This window comes from Amycolatopsis sp. Poz14 (genome assembly GCF_006704225.1).
Classification (GTDB): domain Bacteria; phylum Actinomycetota; class Actinomycetes; order Mycobacteriales; family Pseudonocardiaceae; genus Amycolatopsis; species Amycolatopsis nivea.
The window spans coordinates 3,843,895-3,860,520 of sequence record NZ_JACLHD010000001.1; the positions used below are offsets into that span (position 1 = coordinate 3,843,895).

15 protein-coding genes and 1 tRNA gene are annotated in these 16,626 nt (G+C 68.0%); 14 read left to right on the forward strand and 2 right to left on the reverse strand.

From position 1 onward, the window contains the following. The first annotated feature begins 1 nt into the window (after window position 1). From FKO37_RS18515 to FKO37_RS18525, 3 genes are read left to right on the forward strand one after another with little or no spacing between them, the layout of a single operon-like run. On the forward strand, window positions 2–526 hold the full coding sequence (locus FKO37_RS18515) for a hypothetical protein (protein ID WP_051728993.1): 525 nt from the start codon (window positions 2–4) through the stop codon (window positions 524–526). Window positions 527–578: 52 nt separating this feature from the next. Continuing rightward, window positions 579–1,346, forward strand: coding sequence for a trans-aconitate 2-methyltransferase (locus FKO37_RS18520; protein ID WP_238605222.1), 768 nt, complete (start codon window positions 579–581; stop codon window positions 1,344–1,346). Continuing rightward, window positions 1,346–1,921 carry a trans-aconitate 2-methyltransferase gene (locus tag FKO37_RS18525; RefSeq protein ID WP_238605223.1) on the forward strand — a complete coding sequence of 192 codons (576 nt, stop codon included), beginning with the start codon at window positions 1,346–1,348 and terminating at the stop codon, window positions 1,919–1,921. The genes FKO37_RS18520 and FKO37_RS18525 overlap by 1 nt, the downstream gene beginning before the upstream one ends. A gap of 11 nt (window positions 1,922–1,932) precedes the next feature. On the opposite strand, the gene FKO37_RS18530 is transcribed toward FKO37_RS18525, so the two are convergent. Further along, the gene (locus FKO37_RS18530; protein WP_037362580.1) at window positions 1,933–2,112 is read right to left on the reverse strand and encodes a hypothetical protein; all 180 of its coding nucleotides are present in this window, start codon (window positions 2,110–2,112) and stop codon (window positions 1,933–1,935) included. 165 nt (window positions 2,113–2,277) lie between these two features. On the opposite strand from FKO37_RS18530, the gene FKO37_RS18535 reads away from it, so the two are divergent. From FKO37_RS18535 to narI, 11 genes are all read left to right on the forward strand, one after another. Beyond that, window positions 2,278–2,350: transfer RNA gene (locus FKO37_RS18535), tRNA-Asn, on the forward strand. A 1,531-nt stretch (window positions 2,351–3,881) separates the two neighbouring features. Then, a complete protein-coding gene (locus FKO37_RS18540; protein ID WP_238605224.1) occupies window positions 3,882–4,166 on the forward strand; it encodes a hypothetical protein in 285 nt (94 codons plus the stop codon). Further along, window positions 4,156–5,331 (forward strand): putative T7SS-secreted protein, encoded by a 1,176-nt coding sequence (locus FKO37_RS18545; protein WP_238605225.1) that lies wholly within the window; start codon window positions 4,156–4,158, stop codon window positions 5,329–5,331. Before FKO37_RS18540 ends, FKO37_RS18545 begins: the two co-directional genes overlap by 11 nt. Before the next feature lie 2 nt (window positions 5,332–5,333). Beyond that, window positions 5,334–5,717 (forward strand): DUF6188 family protein, encoded by a 384-nt coding sequence (locus FKO37_RS18550; protein ID WP_238605226.1) that lies wholly within the window; start codon window positions 5,334–5,336, stop codon window positions 5,715–5,717. A gap of 819 nt (window positions 5,718–6,536) precedes the next feature. After that, entirely contained in the window at window positions 6,537–7,052 is a 516-nt protein-coding gene (locus FKO37_RS18555) for a DUF3558 family protein (RefSeq protein WP_238608290.1), read from the forward strand. Window positions 7,053–7,544: 492 nt separating this feature from the next. Next, window positions 7,545–7,838: a hypothetical protein gene (locus FKO37_RS18560; RefSeq protein ID WP_238605227.1), complete on the forward strand. Its 294-nt coding sequence runs from the start codon at window positions 7,545–7,547 to the stop codon at window positions 7,836–7,838. Between the two features lie 322 nt (window positions 7,839–8,160). Further along, window positions 8,161–8,655 (forward strand): SRPBCC family protein, encoded by a 495-nt coding sequence (locus tag FKO37_RS18565; RefSeq protein WP_238605228.1) that lies wholly within the window; start codon window positions 8,161–8,163, stop codon window positions 8,653–8,655. Between the two features lie 424 nt (window positions 8,656–9,079). Next, a complete protein-coding gene (locus tag FKO37_RS18570; RefSeq protein ID WP_238605229.1) occupies window positions 9,080–12,751 on the forward strand; it encodes a nitrate reductase subunit alpha in 3,672 nt (1,223 codons plus the stop codon). Further along, window positions 12,751–14,325 carry a nitrate reductase subunit beta gene (gene narH / locus FKO37_RS18575; RefSeq protein WP_037818513.1) on the forward strand — a complete coding sequence of 525 codons (1,575 nt, stop codon included), beginning with the start codon at window positions 12,751–12,753 and terminating at the stop codon, window positions 14,323–14,325. The genes FKO37_RS18570 and narH overlap by 1 nt, the downstream gene beginning before the upstream one ends. Next, window positions 14,322–14,927, forward strand: a complete 606-nt coding sequence (narJ, locus tag FKO37_RS18580; RefSeq protein ID WP_037818512.1) for a nitrate reductase molybdenum cofactor assembly chaperone — start codon at window positions 14,322–14,324, stop codon at window positions 14,925–14,927. The genes narH and narJ overlap by 4 nt, the downstream gene beginning before the upstream one ends. Beyond that, on the forward strand, window positions 14,924–15,661 hold the full coding sequence (gene narI, locus FKO37_RS18585; protein WP_238605230.1) for a respiratory nitrate reductase subunit gamma: 738 nt from the start codon (window positions 14,924–14,926) through the stop codon (window positions 15,659–15,661). Before narJ ends, narI begins: the two co-directional genes overlap by 4 nt. A 19-nt stretch (window positions 15,662–15,680) precedes the next feature. On the opposite strand, the gene FKO37_RS18590 is transcribed toward narI, so the two are convergent. Continuing rightward, complete coding sequence (locus FKO37_RS18590) at window positions 15,681–16,550, reverse strand: class II glutamine amidotransferase (RefSeq protein ID WP_238605231.1); 870 nt, start codon at window positions 16,548–16,550, stop codon at window positions 15,681–15,683. Window positions 16,551–16,626: the final 76 nt, after the last annotated feature.

The following is a 16,626-nucleotide window of genomic DNA, read 5'->3' on the forward strand; positions in this document are numbered from 1 at the left end:
CGTGGGACTGCTGAACCGGTTCTTCGGCGGCGGCGTGCCCCCGGGATTCCCCGGCACGCTGGACAAGGGCGAGGATCCGGTCGCCGCGGCCGCGGTCGAGGGCGGCGGGCACCTCGTGGTGACGTCGCTGGGCCTGTGGATCCCGTCCGGCGACGGCACGACGCGGCGGGTCGGCTGGCACCTGGTGGGCAAGGCGACCTGGGGCGACGGCGTGTTCACGCTGACCGAATCGGAGGAGACCGGGCGCGCGGGCGCGGTCGCGGTGCTGGCCGACCGCGAGCCGGTGCGCTTCCGGCTGCCGCAGCCGGGGAAGGTGCCGCAGCAGGTGCGCGTGCGCGTCGACGGCTCGGTGCGGGGACGGCACCGGCACGAGTTCCCCGAGGGCGGCGCGTGGTTCGTCCAGCGCAAGGTCCCCGGCCGCGACGGCGTGGAACTGCAGGTCCGCCCCGATCCGGGCACCGACCCGGCGCTGGTCGAGGCGGTCGCGGCGGAGGTCGCGGAGAAGCTGGCCAACCGGGGCGAGTAGCAGTACGCTCGTACTCAGTACGTCTGTACTGTTTACTGGCGGGAGGCTGCTCATGTGGGATCCGGCGAAGTACCTCGACTACTCCGACCTGCGCGGCCGGCCGTTCTATGACCTGATCGGGCGAATCTCGGCGACCGAGCCCCGCCGGGTCGTCGACCTGGGGTGCGGCCCCGGCACGCTGACCCTCGACCTGGCGATCCGCTGGCCAGACGCGGTCCTGGAAGCGATGGACAGCTCGCCGGAGATGGTCGCCGCGGCCCGCGAACGCGGGGTGGCCGCCGAGGTCGGCGACGTCCGGACGTGGACCCCGAAACCGGACACCGACGTGGTCGTCTCGAACGCCGTCCTGCAGTGGGTGCCCGGACACGAAGACCTGCTGCGCCGGTGGGCCGCGGAACTCCCCGCCGGCGCGGTGCTGGCAGTGCAGGTCCCCGGCAACTTCTCGGCCCCCTCGCACGCCCTCAGCCGTCAGCTGGCGGCCTCTCCGGCGTGGGCTTCACGGCTGTCCTCGGTCACTCTGCGCGCCGAAGACGCCGTCGGCGAACCCCGCGACTACGCGAACCTCCTCGCCGACGCCGGATGCCTGGTGGACGCGTGGGAAACCACGTACGTGCAACAACTTTCCGGCCCGCGCGCCGTCCTGGAGTGGATCACCGGAACCGCACTCCGCCCCATCCGCGCCGCCCTGGGCGACGAGGACTGGGCAGCTTTCCAGGACGACCTGGCCCCGCTGCTGGACGAGGCCTACCCGCCACGCGCGGACGGGACCACGTGGTTCGAGTTCCGGCGGATCTTCTTCGTGGCCAAGATCCCCGGCTGATGTCGTACTGGAACACGAACGTCGCCCGTCATCCGGGCATCCTTCGTGCCGTGCCCGCTGGATGCGCGACCGCGCTGGACGTCGGCTGCGGAGACGGCCTGCTGGTGCGGAAACTGGCTGACGCGGTGCCGAAGGTCACCGGCATCGACAAGTCGCCGGAGATGGTGGCTCAGGCCCGTTCGCTGTCCGACGACACCTTCGTCGAGGGAGATTTTCTCTCCGCCGACCTCGGCACCTACGACTTCATCTGCTCAGTGGCCACCATCCACCACCTGGATTTCGAACCCGCCCTCACCCGGATGCGGGACCTGCTGCACCCAGGCGGCGCACTGGTAGTCGTCGGCCTGGCCCGAGACGCGAGCGCGACGGACCGGGCAGCGACGATCGCGGCAGCACCGATCGTGCGAATCGCGAAGACAGTCCGCCGCGCCCACGGCCCGGAGGGCATGCCAGCGATGCAGCCGCGGATGAGCTACCGCGAGGTGCGCACGACAGCGCAGCGGTTGCTGCCAGGCGTGCGCTACCGCCGACACGTGCTGCGCCGGTACTCGCTCACCTGGCAAAAACCGTCCTGAGCTGGGCTAGCTCAGCCGTTCCCGCGCCCGAACCTCTCGCCGAGCTTCGCCCGCGCCACCCCGGCGGCCCCCTGGACCATCGGATGGTCGGCCAGTTTGCGGTAGGTGCGCACGATCTGCTCGTACCGTCCCCGGCCGGCCTTGGTGCCCAGCACGTACCCCAGGCCCACACCCAGCAGGAACTTCTTCATCAGCGGCCACACCTCTTCCTCAGCAGGACTTCCGACTGTCCATTGTCCAACACAACCGGCTCCCGTGCGGGGCCGCCGAAAACCCACCCCCCTGTGCGAGGCGGGAACGGCATGGGCTAAAGTTCTTCCCGTCAGCCCGGAGAGATCCGGACCGGCGGAGCACGATCCCCTGTAGCTCAACTGGCAGAGCATTCGGCTGTTAACCGGAGGGTTCTTGGTTCGAGTCCAAGCGGGGGAGCTCAAAGCCCAGGTCTGAGACCTGGGCTTTTTTACTGCCCATGAGTAGGGGCGATTTAGTGTCGATTTTGACGGTCGTCCAGATGGCCGGCTGTCGAGCCGTTGGTGGTCGCCTGCAGTAGCCGGTGGCGCTTCGGAGACGTGGGACTCCGATGGCGCGCTTACCGCTATCGATACTGGAGTGGTTGGGCTCGCTCGATAGTCGATTCGTTTCTCGATGCGTGCACGCGACGCCCTCGAGCAGCTTCAGGTTGCTGATCGAGCCTTGGAACCGCGCGTGGCGTGAGCGGGCGGGTCGTGGCCGCGTGAATGTCCCCGGTGCCTCGCTGCGCGGTTCGGGTCCGATGGTGGTGGGGTTCGTCGCGGACGAGTTGATCCGGCTGTCCGAAGGTCGTAGCCGTGTGGACGAGCCAGAGCCGTGATCGAGCGGTGGACTGGTTCGTCGTTCGGAGATCCCGTGTTGGGAGGTCAATCGTGGTGCAGCACGGCGCAGGGCCAGTAGTCGTCGCGCGGGGTTGCGGGTCATGGTCGCCGCGGTCATGCAGATCTGGGCGTGACGACCGTGCTGTCTGCGCTTGTCGTGCCGTGGTGGTATCGCGACCTGATCCAGCGTTTCTGGGGGTGAAGTCCCGCTCGGCGCTGCGGTTTTGCAGGCCTCCGGATTAGACAGCAGCGGCCTGAAGGCGTCGAAAATGTGCGTTCAGAATACGGGGATGTGTTGTTTCGGATTCGGTGCCGACTGTATTGAGTAAGATTCTTGACGGTCCTGGCCTTATTGGTGAATTCAGTCGGCGTGCAGTTAGCTGGAGACAATGTGTCCGTGAGTTGTCCAATGGGTCGCGCAGCTTATGGGGTCGCTCCATACCGGTGCGGACCGCGTTGGCTGAGCGTCTCCGGCCTGCGGGAACAGCACTGCTGACCCTATCACTGTCAGTGAGGATAGGGTCACTCTAAGTCTGCAGGTTGATGCTGGCAGGTCGAGAATGGCGTGGTCGACCCCTGTCGTTCGCTACCGTTGGGTGCCGTTCGCGGACGTTGCTCACGCACGTCTGCTCCAGGGTTGCTCCAGGAAAATTCGTGAGAATGCGCGCTACAAATCTGCTTGGCGCGGCTGCCGTCAGGCGGCCCATCTGTGCAGGCCAGCGTCTGCAGCAGATGACGCAAGGTGTCGAACAGTTGAACTTCGAGTCGTTTGCGCTTGGCTTCACTGCGGTTGAGGCGACCTGGGGCGATCAGTTCCCGGGCCTGATCCGGTTCTGCGTAAGCCGATCGATCACCTGGCTCGGCAGGCAGTCGTTCTCGGTGACCCGCGCCGGTTGGGCGCTTGAACAGGTCGAGGTCTCAACGCGCCAGCTCAGTTCCCCGACCGCCGCCGGTCGCCGGCGGGCTGTGCGCGGACCGGAACCTGCACAAAGTGACCCCATGGTTGCTTATTGTGTGGTCCGATAGAGAGGACGGCCGAGTACGGTAAGTGTTGGAGGGGGTCGTTTCTGTGGTGGACGGGCCGGGGGTTCCACATTGACGTCGACAAGGTGGCGGAAGCCGGGAGCGGGATCAGCCGAAGCGTCACAGACCAACAGGGGTTCCAGCTCCGCGGCCTCTGCGGTGACGTCGAGCTGTATGGCCACCAGGGTGTGCACGACGGGTTGATGGACTTCTGCACGCGGTGGTCCGACGGCCTCGACATCCTCACCGACGACGCCGACAAGATCGGCGCCACCCTCACCAGAGCCGCGAACGCTTACCGCGGAATCGACGATGCGACAGCTCGGACCCTCCGGACCGATCCCGGCCAGCAGGCGGTCAATGATGGCTGAGCTCGGCCAAACCCAGGACCCAGCCGCCCTGATCCCCGGCAGCCCGGAGGCGATCGAAGAGAACGCGCGCGTCCTGCAAGCGCGTGCCGGAGAAGCCGGCGGTGCGGCCGACGGCCTGAAAGCGATCGACACCGGTGCGTGGCAAGGCCCGGCCGCAACAGCATTCCACGACAAATTCTCGTACGAACCCGGAAAGTGGTACGCCGCGGCCGACTCCCTGCAAGCCGCCAGCGGGGCGCTGAACGACTACGCCGGCACGCTGCGATGGGCGCAAGCTCAGGCAGCCGAGGCCGTCTCGCTGTGGACCCAAGGCCAAGCCGCAACCCAGCAGGCCAAGGCGTCCTACGACCAGGCTGCCGCGCAGGCACAGGCGAACAACCAGCCTCCGCCTGTCTTCACCGATCCGGGTGAGACACAGCGGCAAGCCGCTCGGGATGCGCTCAACCGCGCTCGCGCCCAGCTCGCGGACAGCGGCAACATCACCGCGCAGACGCTGCGCGACCGTGCCGGTCAGGCGCCGCAGAAGTCCGGCTGGCTCGACGACGTCGGGGATACGCTCGCACAGGCCGGCGCGGATGTCGTCAACGCCATGGCGTCGGCCGGGAACGCCATGCTCAACCACCCCCTGGATACCCTCGCGGCCGCTGGCGGCATCGGTCTGACTGTGATCAGCGGTGCCGGGGAAGGCTTGGGCGGGGTCCTGGACGCGACCGGCGTCGGCGCGGTCGCCGGCGTACCGCTGAACGTCGTGTCTGCGGCGGGCATCGCGGCCGGGGTCTCGATGACGGCGGCTGCTGTCACGGATCTCGCAGGTCACGCCGCTGGCGACGACCGGGTTGAACCTCTCCAAGTCAACAGCAGCAGCGAGAGCGCGGGAAGTTCTGCAGCGGACTCGTCTCCGCCGGCGGGCGCACAGGACGGCTGGGCCTCCCGGCCGTCCAACAATGGCAAGGGAACCGTGTGGCAGAAACCGGGTTCCTCCGGTGACGCGAATTCCGTCCGAGTCATGGAACCCGGAGCGGATCCGCGATACCCGAACGGCTACGTCAAGTTCACCAACGAACACAACCAGCCTGTTAAGCTTGACGGCAAGCCGGGATCCAGGGCGGAAACCCATATCCCACGCAACGCAGACGGATCGTACCCGACCCCGAAAGGATGGTAGCCGTGAATCTCGGCCTTGAGGGAAAGAAGCTGCTCTCCATAACGGTCGAATACAGTGCCGTCCTGCATTTCTCCGACGACTACACGGCGCGCATCGAATCACCGTTCAGCTTCAACGTGCCAGGGAGACGGTACAGTTTTTCCCCGGAGAGCGATCCGCAAGAATCATTCCAGCCGATGGATGTCTTGGTGTCTCAAGTCGTAGCGAAGTCCGATGCGGACGATTCTGGCACGTTGCGAATAGCGTTCGGCAACGGCGCTGCGATCCAGGCGGAGAAAGACGACGAATACGAAGCATGGACAGTATCCGGGCCTGACGGATTCCTGGTCGTCTCCATGCCTGGCGGAGAACTCGCAACCTGGGACGCCAAGCCCGACGCTCCTTGACGAGGTTCGCCCGCCGCGTGCGACGGCGAGAAGGTGGTCCGCCAAGGCGCGGATGGCGTGACATCGAGATAGCCGGGAGTATTGCGATCGAGTCGCTAGTGTTCGGCGCTGGCGAGCCTTTGCTGGACGACAGCGCCGAGGCCTTCCCGATGCTGCGGCCCGGTCTCGACCTCGCAGCCGAGCGGCGGCGGCGTGAGGTATGCCGGTGCCGGCGAGGCGATCGAGGGGAGCGACCTCTATCCGGGTGCCCGGCCGGCGTCGGCTGCCCTCCGCGCGAGCGCGGCGTGGGTGGGTGTTGCCGACAATCAGACAGAGAAGGCCGCCCGACTGCTAGTTTGAGGGCGAAGTGATGACAGAGTGTGAGGGGAGCATCACATGCCGAGATCGGGTGGCGGTTCTCCGTCTGACGCAGGCGAGGACGTGCCGACCGGGAGGCACCGGGCACCAGCGCGGCGCGGGTTGGAACGGCTTGTCGGGCCGGCGGTACGCGAGGACGGCGGGTCTTGGGTACCGGTTCGAGCCTGTTGAAGTCGAGCAGGTGCGGCTCGTGCAAACGTCATTGCAGCGCATGGTTGACCACAACGTGATTGTGCAGCGGACCGCATACGCGTACCTCAACGCGCTGAAAAAGGCCAACGGAACGTATGTGCCGCATGATGCTTGGCAAAGTGAATCCCGGAAAGCCCGCTCTTGGCGGCATGTATTAATAGGATATTGGTGACTCTTTCTCGATTTCGTCTTGCCCTGGCCGGTATCGCAGGCGTGGTGGCTGTCGGGGTCAGCGGGTGCTCCGAACCGACTCAAGGGACGGCAAGCCCGGTGCCTTCCGGTGCCAGCCAGAGTGGTTCGCCCTCGTCGTCGGGGAGCGACAATGTGGAGGCTCCGAGGGTTGCGGCTCCGGTCAATGTGGACAAATATCTCGCGGATCCGTGCAGCATGTTGACACCGTCGCAGCTGTCCGCGTTGCAGCTGAGCCAGCCCGAGGCTAACAAGGCGTCCAGCAGCGTCGGCTGCGGTTGGCGGTTCAGCGACGGGTACACGGCCGTCAGCGCCACGTTTCTGACCACGGTCAAGAACGGCTTGACGAACACCTATCGGCAAAACGCTTTCGGTTATTACAAAGACGGTTACTTCGAGCCGACGGTCGTGAGCGGTTTTCCGGCCGTGCTGGCCAACACCGCGGACCGCCGCAGTCAAGGACAGGTGACCATGCTGGTCGGAGTGTCGGATCAGACCGAAATGCTGGTGCTGATCCAGGGCCCGCCCGGTAGCAACGCCACGACAGCGGCCACGAACGTGACCAAGGCTGTCCTGTCGACGATGCAAGGCAAGTAGTGAGCTTGCGGGGGCAGTCGATGTCCGTGCAGCAGATCTACGACAACTTCGCGACCGGTGGCGGGTCGGGCGGGTTGAGGCAGGCTGCCGCCTACGTCGCCTCGTCCAGGCACATTGCGAGGTCCGGGCCGCGACTTGCCGCCCTCGGAGGCACGCACAGGGACGGCGTCGCTGCACTTTGGTCCGGTCGCCGAGTTCTCGCGTCTGAATCATGCCAGCAGAAGGCGCGGCTTCCGCGCTGCCGCTTTTGTCGGTAGGCCGTGGCACGCATTGGCCAATGCATGAGAAAGACAGTCTCGACCCTCGAACGGACGCAGCGCACGAGAACCTCAGCCTGGTGTCCACCCCGGATTTGCTGGGCAGGTATGCGGCGATACTGCGGGAGCTGCGTGACCGCAGGGTCGTAAGAACCCGGAACGCGCCGCTGGGGGACTATGCTGAACACCTCGCGGCCAAGGCGAGCTCGTACCGAATTCGGTCAAGTCCTACGACTTGCTCGCCGCGGACGGCCGCCGGATCCAGGTGAAAGCCCGGGCCATGGGGCCGGACACGCGGTCAGGCGCTGTCTTCTCCGCCTTCCGTTCTTTCGACTTCGACATCGCCGTGCTCATCGCCTTCGACAGCACGACCTACGAGCTGCGGTGGGCCCGTGAGGTGCCGGCCGCCGACATCGAAACCGCCGGACGGCATTCGTCCCATATCAACGGACGGCTGATCAGAATCAGCACTGGTGCCAAGCTCGGCGACGATGTCACTGCCCGGTTCAAGGATGTCATGTCCCGTTAGCCGGGTTCCGGCAGTTGGCAGAGTCTGCGCCAGTGCATCCGAGGACGCGCGGCGCGAGCGGGTCGATTCCGGAGTGCTCGATGCGATTGCGATCTTGGGCCGAGTCCGGGCGGCCCTGGGTGCCACGACCTCACCGGGGCCGGTGTACGACGCCAGCACCGGAAATCTCTGCCTCCGCGGCCGTACCGGAACCGATCTGGCAAAAATCTCCGAACGCCCTGTCGAGTCGCGCCCGATCCGTTCGTCTTCCTCATGTCAACGCACCCACGGCCGTGGCGGGCACCCGCCGGGAACTCGGCTTCTTCTGGAAGGACATCACCCGATGAGCACCACCTCGCAAGATCCGACCGTCCTGCATTTCGACGTCCTCGTCGACGTTCCCCTCGAGCGGGCCTTCCGCGTGTTCACCGAGCGGTTCGACGAGGTCAAGCCTCGCGAGCACAACCTCCTCGCGGTGCCGATCGAACGGACCGTGCTGGAGGCTGAGGCCGGTGGCACCGGGTACGACCTCGGTTCCGACGGCAGCCGGTGCACCTGGGCGCGGGTGCTTGCGTGCGAGCCGCCGGATCGGCTGGTTCTCAGCTGGGACATCAGCCCTCGCTGGCAGTTGGAGTCCGATCCCGGTCGTACCAGCGAGGTGGAGATCCGGTTCGTCGCCGAGGGTGCCGGGCGCACTCGGGTCGTGCTCGAGCATCGGCATCTCGACCGGCACGGCGAAGGCTGGGAGAGCTTCGCGGGGCTCGGCTCCGGTTCGGGCTGGCCGTTGTACCTCGACCGGTTCCGGGCCGCGACGGAGCGGGATGCCGCGGGAAGCTGACAACGTCCTTGCCGGGACTGATCCGGCAAGGCGCGCGCGACATGGATGGCCCCGGCTGCGACGAGTGGTCGGGGCCATTGACCTTCGGCGTCGATTCCTTGTTCGACGGCGCGGATTAATCGGGGAAAGAACTCCGGCGAAAGTGTTGATCATCATCCATCGGTCAATTCCGGCACCGGCAACCGCCGTGAGCAAAGTCCTTGCTGGACAACGGGTTGTGCCACTCGAATGGGCGACTCCGACTGGTTGAGGAAAGTTTTACCCGCCCTATAAAAAACGAACTGTTGCACAGTGAAACAGATCACCACGGCTGGATGGATACGGCATTTTTACGGCGATCACCGCTAACGTGAAGCCGTTCCCGCGCCCCGCGCATTTCGCTTCGGACGCGCCGCGCTGTTTCCATTCGGAGGTCGGACGAACGATGGGTGACCAGTCCCGGGCAAGCACTACGCCCGCGTCGGACGCGTTGTTGCGGCTGGGGCGGTATTTGACCCGGTCGAGCACCTCGCCGGACCTGCGCGCGGTGTATCGCACCGGCGGGCGCGAGGGTGACGTGTTCTACCGGGACCGCTGGAGCCACGACAAGATCGTCCCGTCCACGCACGGCGTCAACTGCACGGGGTCCTGCCGGTGGAAGGTCTATGTCAAGGACGGGATCATCACCTGGGAGAGCCAGGACCCGGACTATCCTTCGGTGGGGCCGGATCTGCCGGAATACGAACCCCGAGGCTGTCCGCGCGGTGCGTCGTTCTCCTGGTATTCCTATTCCCCGACCCGGGTGCGGTTCCCGTACGCCCGCGGCGTGCTGGTCGAGATGTACCGGACCGCGCGGGCCGGGCACGGTGATCCGGTGCGTGCTTGGGAGTCCATTGTGGACGATCCGGTGAAGCGCCGGGCTTACCAGCGCGCCCGCGGGAAGGGCGGGCTGGTGCGGGTGAGCTGGGACGAGGCCGCCGAGATCGCCGCGGCGGCGCATGTGCACGCGATCGCGCGGTACGGGCCGGACCGGGTGGCCGGGTTTTCGCCGATTCCGGCGATGTCGCTGGTCTCGCACGCGGTCGGGTCCCGGTTCATGGCCTTGCTCGGCGCGCCGATGCTGTCGTTCTACGACTGGTACGCGGACCTGCCGGTCGCCTCGCCGCAGGTGTTCGGCGACCAGACCGATGTGCCCGAGTCCGCGGACTGGTGGGACGCGGCCTACCTGGTCATGTGGGGCTCCAACGTGCCGGTCACCCGCACCCCGGACGCGCACTGGATGACCGAAGCCCGCTACCGGGGCCAGAAGGTCGTGGTGGTGTCGCCGGACTACGCGGACAACACCAAGTTCGCCGACGAGTGGCTCGCCCCGCATCCGGGCACCGACGCGGCGCTCGCGACGGCGATGGGGCACGTGATCCTCACCGAGTTCTTCGTCGAGAAAGAAATCGATTACTTCGCCGATTACGCGCGCCGCTTCACCGATCTGCCTTTCCTGGTCACGCTGGAGGAACGGGACGACGCGGCGGTGCCGGGGAAGTTCCTCACCGCCGCGGACCTCGGCCACGACGTCGCCGAGGCGGCGTGGAAGACGGTCCTGCTGGACGACCGCACCGGGGAACCGGTGGTGCCCGGCGGTTCGCTGGGGTTCCGCTGGAACGACGAGGACGAGGGGCGCTGGAACCTCGATCTCGGCGACGTCGTCCCGCGGCTGACCCTGCTCGGCGAGGGGGAAACGGTCGAGGTCCTGCTGCCGCGGTTCGATGCGACGGACGGCTCCGGGGCGGTGCTGCGCCGGGGCGTGCCGGTGCGGCGCCTCGGCGGTCGCGTGGTCACCACCGTGTTCGACCTGCTGCTCGCGCAGTACGGCGTGCGCCGCGCGGGGCTTCCCGGCAGCTGGCCGGAGTCGTACGCCGATCCGAGCCAGCCGGGCACCCCGGCGTGGCAGGAGGAGATCACGTCGGTTCCGGCCGACCAGGTGACCCGCATCGCGCGCGAATTCGCCCGCACCGCCGAGGAATCCCGCGGCCGGTGCATGATCCTGATGGGGGCCGGGACCAACCACTGGTTCCACTCCGACACCGTGTACCGCACGTTCCTCGCGCTGCTGACCATGACCGGCTGCCAGGGCCGCAACGGCGGCGGCTGGGCGCATTACGTCGGCCAGGAGAAGGTCCGCCCGCTGACCGGGCACGCGACGCTGGCCGGCGCGCTGGACTGGGTCCGGCCGCCGCGGCACATGATCGGCACCGCCTACTGGTACCTGCACACCGGCCAGTGGCGCTACGACCGGATGCGCAACGACGCGCTGCTTTCCCCGCTGGCGACCGGGAAACTCGCCGGCACGTCGGCCGCCGACACGCTGGCGACCTCGACCCGGCTCGGCTGGATGCCGTCGTACCCGACCTTCGACCGCAATCCGCTCGACCTGGTCGACGAGGCGGAGGCGGCCGGCGCGGACCCGGTGGAGCACGTCGTCGCGCGGGTCCGCAGCGGCGAGCTGGGGTTCGCCTGCGAGGACCCGGACGCGCCGGAGAACTGGCCGCGCGTGCTGACCGTCTGGCGATCGAACCTGCTGGGCTCCTCGGCGAAGGGGCACGAGTACTTCCTGCGCCATCTGCTCGGCACGGACGCGAACGTCCGCGCGGAAGAGGCGCCGCCGCAGCTGCGCCCGGAAACCGTTGCCTGGCGCGAAAAAACGCCCGAGGGCAAGCTGGACCTGATGCTGGCGCTCGATTTCCGGATGACCAGCACCACCTTGTTCGCCGACGTCGTGCTGCCCGCCGCGACCTGGTACGAGAAGCATGACCTGTCGTCCACCGACATGCACCCGTTCGTGCATTCGTTCAACGCCGCGGTCGATCCGCCGTGGCAGACCCGGACCGACTTCGACGCCTTCCACACCATCGCGCGCCGGTTCAGCGAACTGGCCCGCGTCCACCTCGGCGTGCGCAAGGACCTGGTCGCCACGCCGATGCTGCACGACACCGCGGGCGAGACCGCGCAACCCGGCGGCGTCGTCCGGGACTGGCGCGACGGCGAGACCGAGCCCGTTCCCGGCGTCACCTTCCCAGCGTTGACCGTGGTCGAACGGGATTACCCCGCGGTGGCCGCGAAACTGGCCACGCTGGGACCGCTGCTGGACGAACTCGGCACCGCCACCAAGGGCGTCGCCTACGACGTCCGGGAGGAACTGGCCTGGCTGGGCAAGAAAAACGGCCTCGCCCGCTCCGGTCCCGCCGAGGGAAGACCGCTGATCGACACCGACATCCGCGCCTCGGACGCGGTGCTCGCGCTCTCCGGCACCACGAACGGACGCCTCGCGGTGCAAGGGTTCGAACAGCTGGAGCGGCGGGTCGGGCAGGAGCTGGCGCACCTGGCCGCCGAGCACGAGGGCAAGCGGATCACCTTCGCCGACACCCGATCGCGCCCCGCCGCGGTGATCACCAGCCCGGAATGGTCGGGCAGCGAAAGCGGCGGACGGCGGTACTCGGCGTTCGTGATCAACGTCGAGCACCTCAAACCGTGGCACACGCTGACCGGGCGGCAGCACTTCTTCCTCGACCACGACTGGATGCACGAACTCGGCGAGGCGCTGCCGGTCTACCGCCCGCCGCTGGACCTCAACCGGATCTTCGGCGATACCGGCGATGCGCCCGGCGAGGTGACCGTGCGGTATCTGACCCCGCACAGCAAATGGTCCATCCACTCCACCTACCAGGACAACCTGCACATGCTGACGCTGTCCCGGGGCGGCCAGACGATCTGGGTCAGCCCGGCGGACGCGGCGGCGATCGGCGTGCGCGACAGCGACTGGGTCGAGGCGGTGAACCGCAACGGCGTGGTGGCGGCGCGCGCGATCGTGTCGCACCGGATGCCCGCGGGCACGGTGTTCATGTACCACGCCCAGGACCGCGCCGTGAACGTGCCGCGCACCGAGACGACCGGCAAACGCGGCGGCACCGGCAATTCGCTCACCCGGCTGCTGATGAAACCCACTCATCTGATCGGCGGCTACGCCCAGCTGACTTTCGGCTTCAACTACCTGGGGCCGACCGGAAACCAGCGCGACGAGGTCACCGTGCTCCGCCGCCGGGACCAGGAGGTGCGGTACTGATGAGGATCATGGCACAGCTGGCCATGGTGATGAACCTGGACAAGTGCATCGGCTGCCACACCTGTTCGGTCACCTGCAAGCAGACGTGGACCAACCGGGCGGGCACCGAGTACGTGTGGTTCAACAACGTGGAAACCCGGCCGGGGCAAGGGTATCCGCGCCGTTACGAGGACCAGGAGAGCGGCAAGGGCGGCTGGGTCCGCACTCCCGGCGGCAAGCTGAAACTGCGTGCCGGCGGACGGTTGCGCAAGCTCGCCACCGTGTTCGCCAATCCGGACTTGCCGGAGATCGGCGACTACTACGAACCCTGGACCTACGAGTACCGCACGCTCCTCGACGCCCCGCTCGGCGACGACGTGCCGACCGCGGCGCCGGTCTCCGCGGTCACCGGGCAGCCGATGCAGCCCTCCTGGGGACCGAACTGGGACGACGACCTCGGCGGCTCGACCGAACACGGCGTCGCGGACCCGGTGCTGGAACGCGTGCGGGACCAGGTCGGCGCGAAAGTGAAGATGGAGTTCGAGCAGAGCTTCATGTTCTACCTGCCGCGGATCTGCGAGCACTGCCTCAACCCCGCGTGCGTGGCCAGTTGCCCGTCCGGCGCGATGTACAAGCGCGAGGAGGACGGCATTGTCCTCGTCGACCAGGAACGCTGCCGCGGCTGGCGGATGTGCGTCACCGGCTGCCCCTACAAGAAGGTCTACTTCAACCACAAGACCGGCAAAGCGGAGAAGTGCACCTTCTGCTATCCGCGGGTGGAGGCCGGTCAGCCGACAGTGTGCTCGGAGACCTGCGTGGGCCGCCTGCGCTACCTCGGCGTGCTCCTCTACGACGCCGACCGGGTCGCCGAGGCGGCCGCGGTGCCCGACGAGCACGACCTGTACCCGGCGCAGCTGGACCTGCTGCTCGACCCGCACGATCCGGACGTGGTCCGGCAGGCCGAGCGGGCCGGGATCCCGCGCGACTGGATCGGCGCGGCCCAGCGGTCCCCGGTCTACCGGCTCATCCACGACTACCGGCTCGCGCTGCCGCTGCATCCGGAGTACCGGACCATGCCGATGGTCTGGTACGTCCCGCCGCTGTCCCCGGTGGCGGACGCGGTGTCCGGCAGCGGATTCGACGGCGAGGACGGGCACAACCTGTTCGGCGCGATCGACGCGCTGCGCATCCCGGTCGAATACCTGGCCGAGCTGTTCACCGCCGGGGACCCGGAGCCGGTCCGCGCGTCGCTGCGCCGGCTCGCCGCGATGCGCTCCTATATGCGGTCGGTGACGCTCGGCCGGGAACCGGACGACCAGCTGGCCGCCGCGGTCGGCTTGGACGGGGAGCGGATGTTCGCTATGCACCGGCTGCTGGCGCTGGCCAAGTACGACGAGCGGTACGTCATCCCGACCGCGGGCATCGGACAGGCGCACGCACTGGAAAGCATTGCCACGCAGTGCAGTCTCGACACCGACGGCGGACCCGGGATGGGCGGCGGCCCGGAGCCGGGACAGGTCGACCTGCTGAGCTGGCGCGAAGGAGAACGGCCGGACGCGCTCTTCCCGACGCTTTCGCGCGGCGGTGACCGGTGAAGCTGTTTCGCCGCCATGCCAAGGAAAACCGGCACCACGGCGTCGTGCGCGCCGTGGCTGGCTGGTGCCTGCAATACCCGGACGATTCGGTACTGGGCAAGACGGCGTTGTTGCGCGCCGCGCTGAACGAGATCGCCGACGTCCCCGGCCGGGCCGAGCTGCTCCGGGTGCTCGACCATCTCGACGGCCCCGCGCCGGGCGAGCACTACGTCGAGGTCTTCGACCGCAAACCCCGGCGCACGCTGCACCTGACCTGGTACACCGACGGCGACACCCGCCGCCGCGGCAGCTCGCTGGCCGAGCTGCGGCAGTACTACCGCGAACACGGCTTCGAACCAGCCGAGAACGAACTGCCCGATTTTCTGCCGGTGGTACTGGAATTCGCCGCCGCTGCCGCTCCGGGCGCCGCCGGCGAACTGCTCGCCCGGTTCCGTCCTGGGCTGGAACTGTTGCACCGCAACCTGATCAAGCTCGGCACGCCGTACCAGGACGCGATCGCCGCCGTGCTCGCGACGATCGCCGCGGCGGCCGCACCCCCTGTTCCGCAACCGCCGCGCGAACTGGTGGGACTCGACCCCTATCCGACCGGGAGCGCTCGATGACCAGTCTTGCCGTGCTGTTGTGGGGAGCCGCCCCGTACGCCACCGTCGCGTTGCTGATCGGCGGCACCGTCTGGCGGTACCGCTACGACAAATTCGGCTGGACGAGCCGGTCCTCGCAGCTGCACGAATCGAAGCTGCTGCGGATCGGCAGCCCGCTGTTCCACTTTGGACTGCTGATGGTGCTCGGCGGGCACGTGCTCGGCCTGCTGGTCCCGAAGAGCCTCACGGAACTGCTCGGCGTCACCGAGGACAACTACCACCTGGTGTCGCTCGCCATGGGCACTGTCGCCGGGCTGGCCGCGCTCACCGGCTTCGGAGTGCTGGTGTGGCGGCGGTTGCGCACGCCCGCGGTCCGGGCAGGCACGAGCCGCAGCGACCGCGCGATGTACCCGGTGCTCGCGCTGGCTCTGCTGGCCGGAACCGCCACGACCGTCATCGACAACGGCTTTCGCGGCGGCTACGACTACCGCGAGACGATCGCGCCGTGGTTCCGGGGCGTCCTCACGCTGGATCCGCACCCGGAGCTGATGGCGCACGTGCCGGTGGACTACCAGCTCCACACCGCGCTCGGCATGGTGCTGTTCGCGCTGTGGCCGTTTTCCCGGCTGGTGCACGCGTTCAGCGCACCGGTGCACTATCTGCTGCGGCCGTACGTGGTGTACCGGCGGCGCGATCCCGGCCAGGTCGGGAACCGGGCCGCGCGGCGGGGGTGGGAGCCGACGGTGCGGCGCTGAGCCAGGTGTGCCGGGCGGGTCACTGGCCTTGCTGGGACGCGGCGGCGTGCGCGCCGAGGTCGTCGAGGGTCAACGGGTGCCGCGGCGGCTGTTCGAGCACGATCCGGCGGGTCGCGGTCAGGTCCGCGCCGACGTGCAGCAGTTCGCCGGGACGGAGGTTCTGCCAGCCGGGGTCTTCGTCCATGCGTTCGCTGGCGACCACGGCGGCGCGGTGCCGGGCGAGACCGCTGGACCGGGCCCGGATCCGGCCCGCCGCGCTCGCGTGTTCGAGGTGCCGGTCGCCATGCGGGCCGCCTGCGCAACGCTGCAGGACGTAGAGGTCGTGGGTGTCGGGGTAGCGCAAGGCCCACAAGCCGTCCGCGGTGGTGAGAACGAGGTTGATCGCGTAGACCGGGAGATTCAGGGCGGCCCAGCGGGCGGCGGCGGTGATCCCGGCGCTCACGTCGCCGTCATGAGCGTCGATTTCTTGGGTGACGAGAGCGAAGAAACGTTCGGAGTCGGTGTCGCCCTTGACGAGCTCCCGGTACTCGCCGAGCCGGGCTTCCAGCCGGGGGAGATCGCCGAGGACGCCGTTGTGGGCGAACAACCGGCCGTGCTGGGCGAACGGATGGGTGTTGGCCGGTTCGAGGCCGCCGGTCGAGGCGTAGCGGATGTGGGCGAGGAAGGTCGTTGACGCGCATTCCTTGGCCTCGCAGGCGAACTGTTTGTCCTCGTAGGCCGCGAATGGCTGTTTCCAGACCCGCGGCGTGCCTTGCTCGTCGAAGATGCCGAGCCCGGTCCCGTCCGGTTCGCGCCGGCTCTGGGCGGCGAGGCTGTCGGGCGCTTCGAGCAGCCAGAACGTGGCGTGCACGCGCTCCGGGGCAGCGGACAGACCAAACAGACGGCACATGCCGATCCCTTCCCGTCGCGGTTCGGTCCGTGGTTACCCGGGGGAATCGGCCTCAACCCTCGCGGGCGGAGGGCGT

Excerpts from the sequence above, each read along its gene's own strand:
- FKO37_RS18520 (WP_238605222.1), top strand. The coding sequence starts at position 579 with ATGTGGGATCCGGCGAAGTACCTCGACTACTCCGACCTGCGCGGCCGG.
- FKO37_RS18525 (WP_238605223.1), top strand. The coding sequence starts at position 1,346 with ATGTCGTACTGGAACACGAACGTCGCCCGTCATCCGGGCATCCTTCGT.
- FKO37_RS18530 (WP_037362580.1), bottom strand. The coding sequence starts at position 2,112 with ATGAAGAAGTTCCTGCTGGGTGTGGGCCTGGGGTACGTGCTGGGCACC.
- FKO37_RS18545 (WP_238605225.1), top strand. The coding sequence starts at position 4,156 with ATGATGGCTGAGCTCGGCCAAACCCAGGACCCAGCCGCCCTGATCCCC.
- FKO37_RS18565 (WP_238605228.1), top strand. The coding sequence starts at position 8,161 with ATGAGCACCACCTCGCAAGATCCGACCGTCCTGCATTTCGACGTCCTC.
- FKO37_RS18570 (WP_238605229.1), top strand. The coding sequence starts at position 9,080 with ATGGGTGACCAGTCCCGGGCAAGCACTACGCCCGCGTCGGACGCGTTG.
- narH (WP_037818513.1), top strand. The coding sequence starts at position 12,751 with ATGAGGATCATGGCACAGCTGGCCATGGTGATGAACCTGGACAAGTGC.
- narI (WP_238605230.1), top strand. The coding sequence starts at position 14,924 with ATGACCAGTCTTGCCGTGCTGTTGTGGGGAGCCGCCCCGTACGCCACC.
- FKO37_RS18590 (WP_238605231.1), bottom strand. The coding sequence starts at position 16,550 with ATGTGCCGTCTGTTTGGTCTGTCCGCTGCCCCGGAGCGCGTGCACGCC.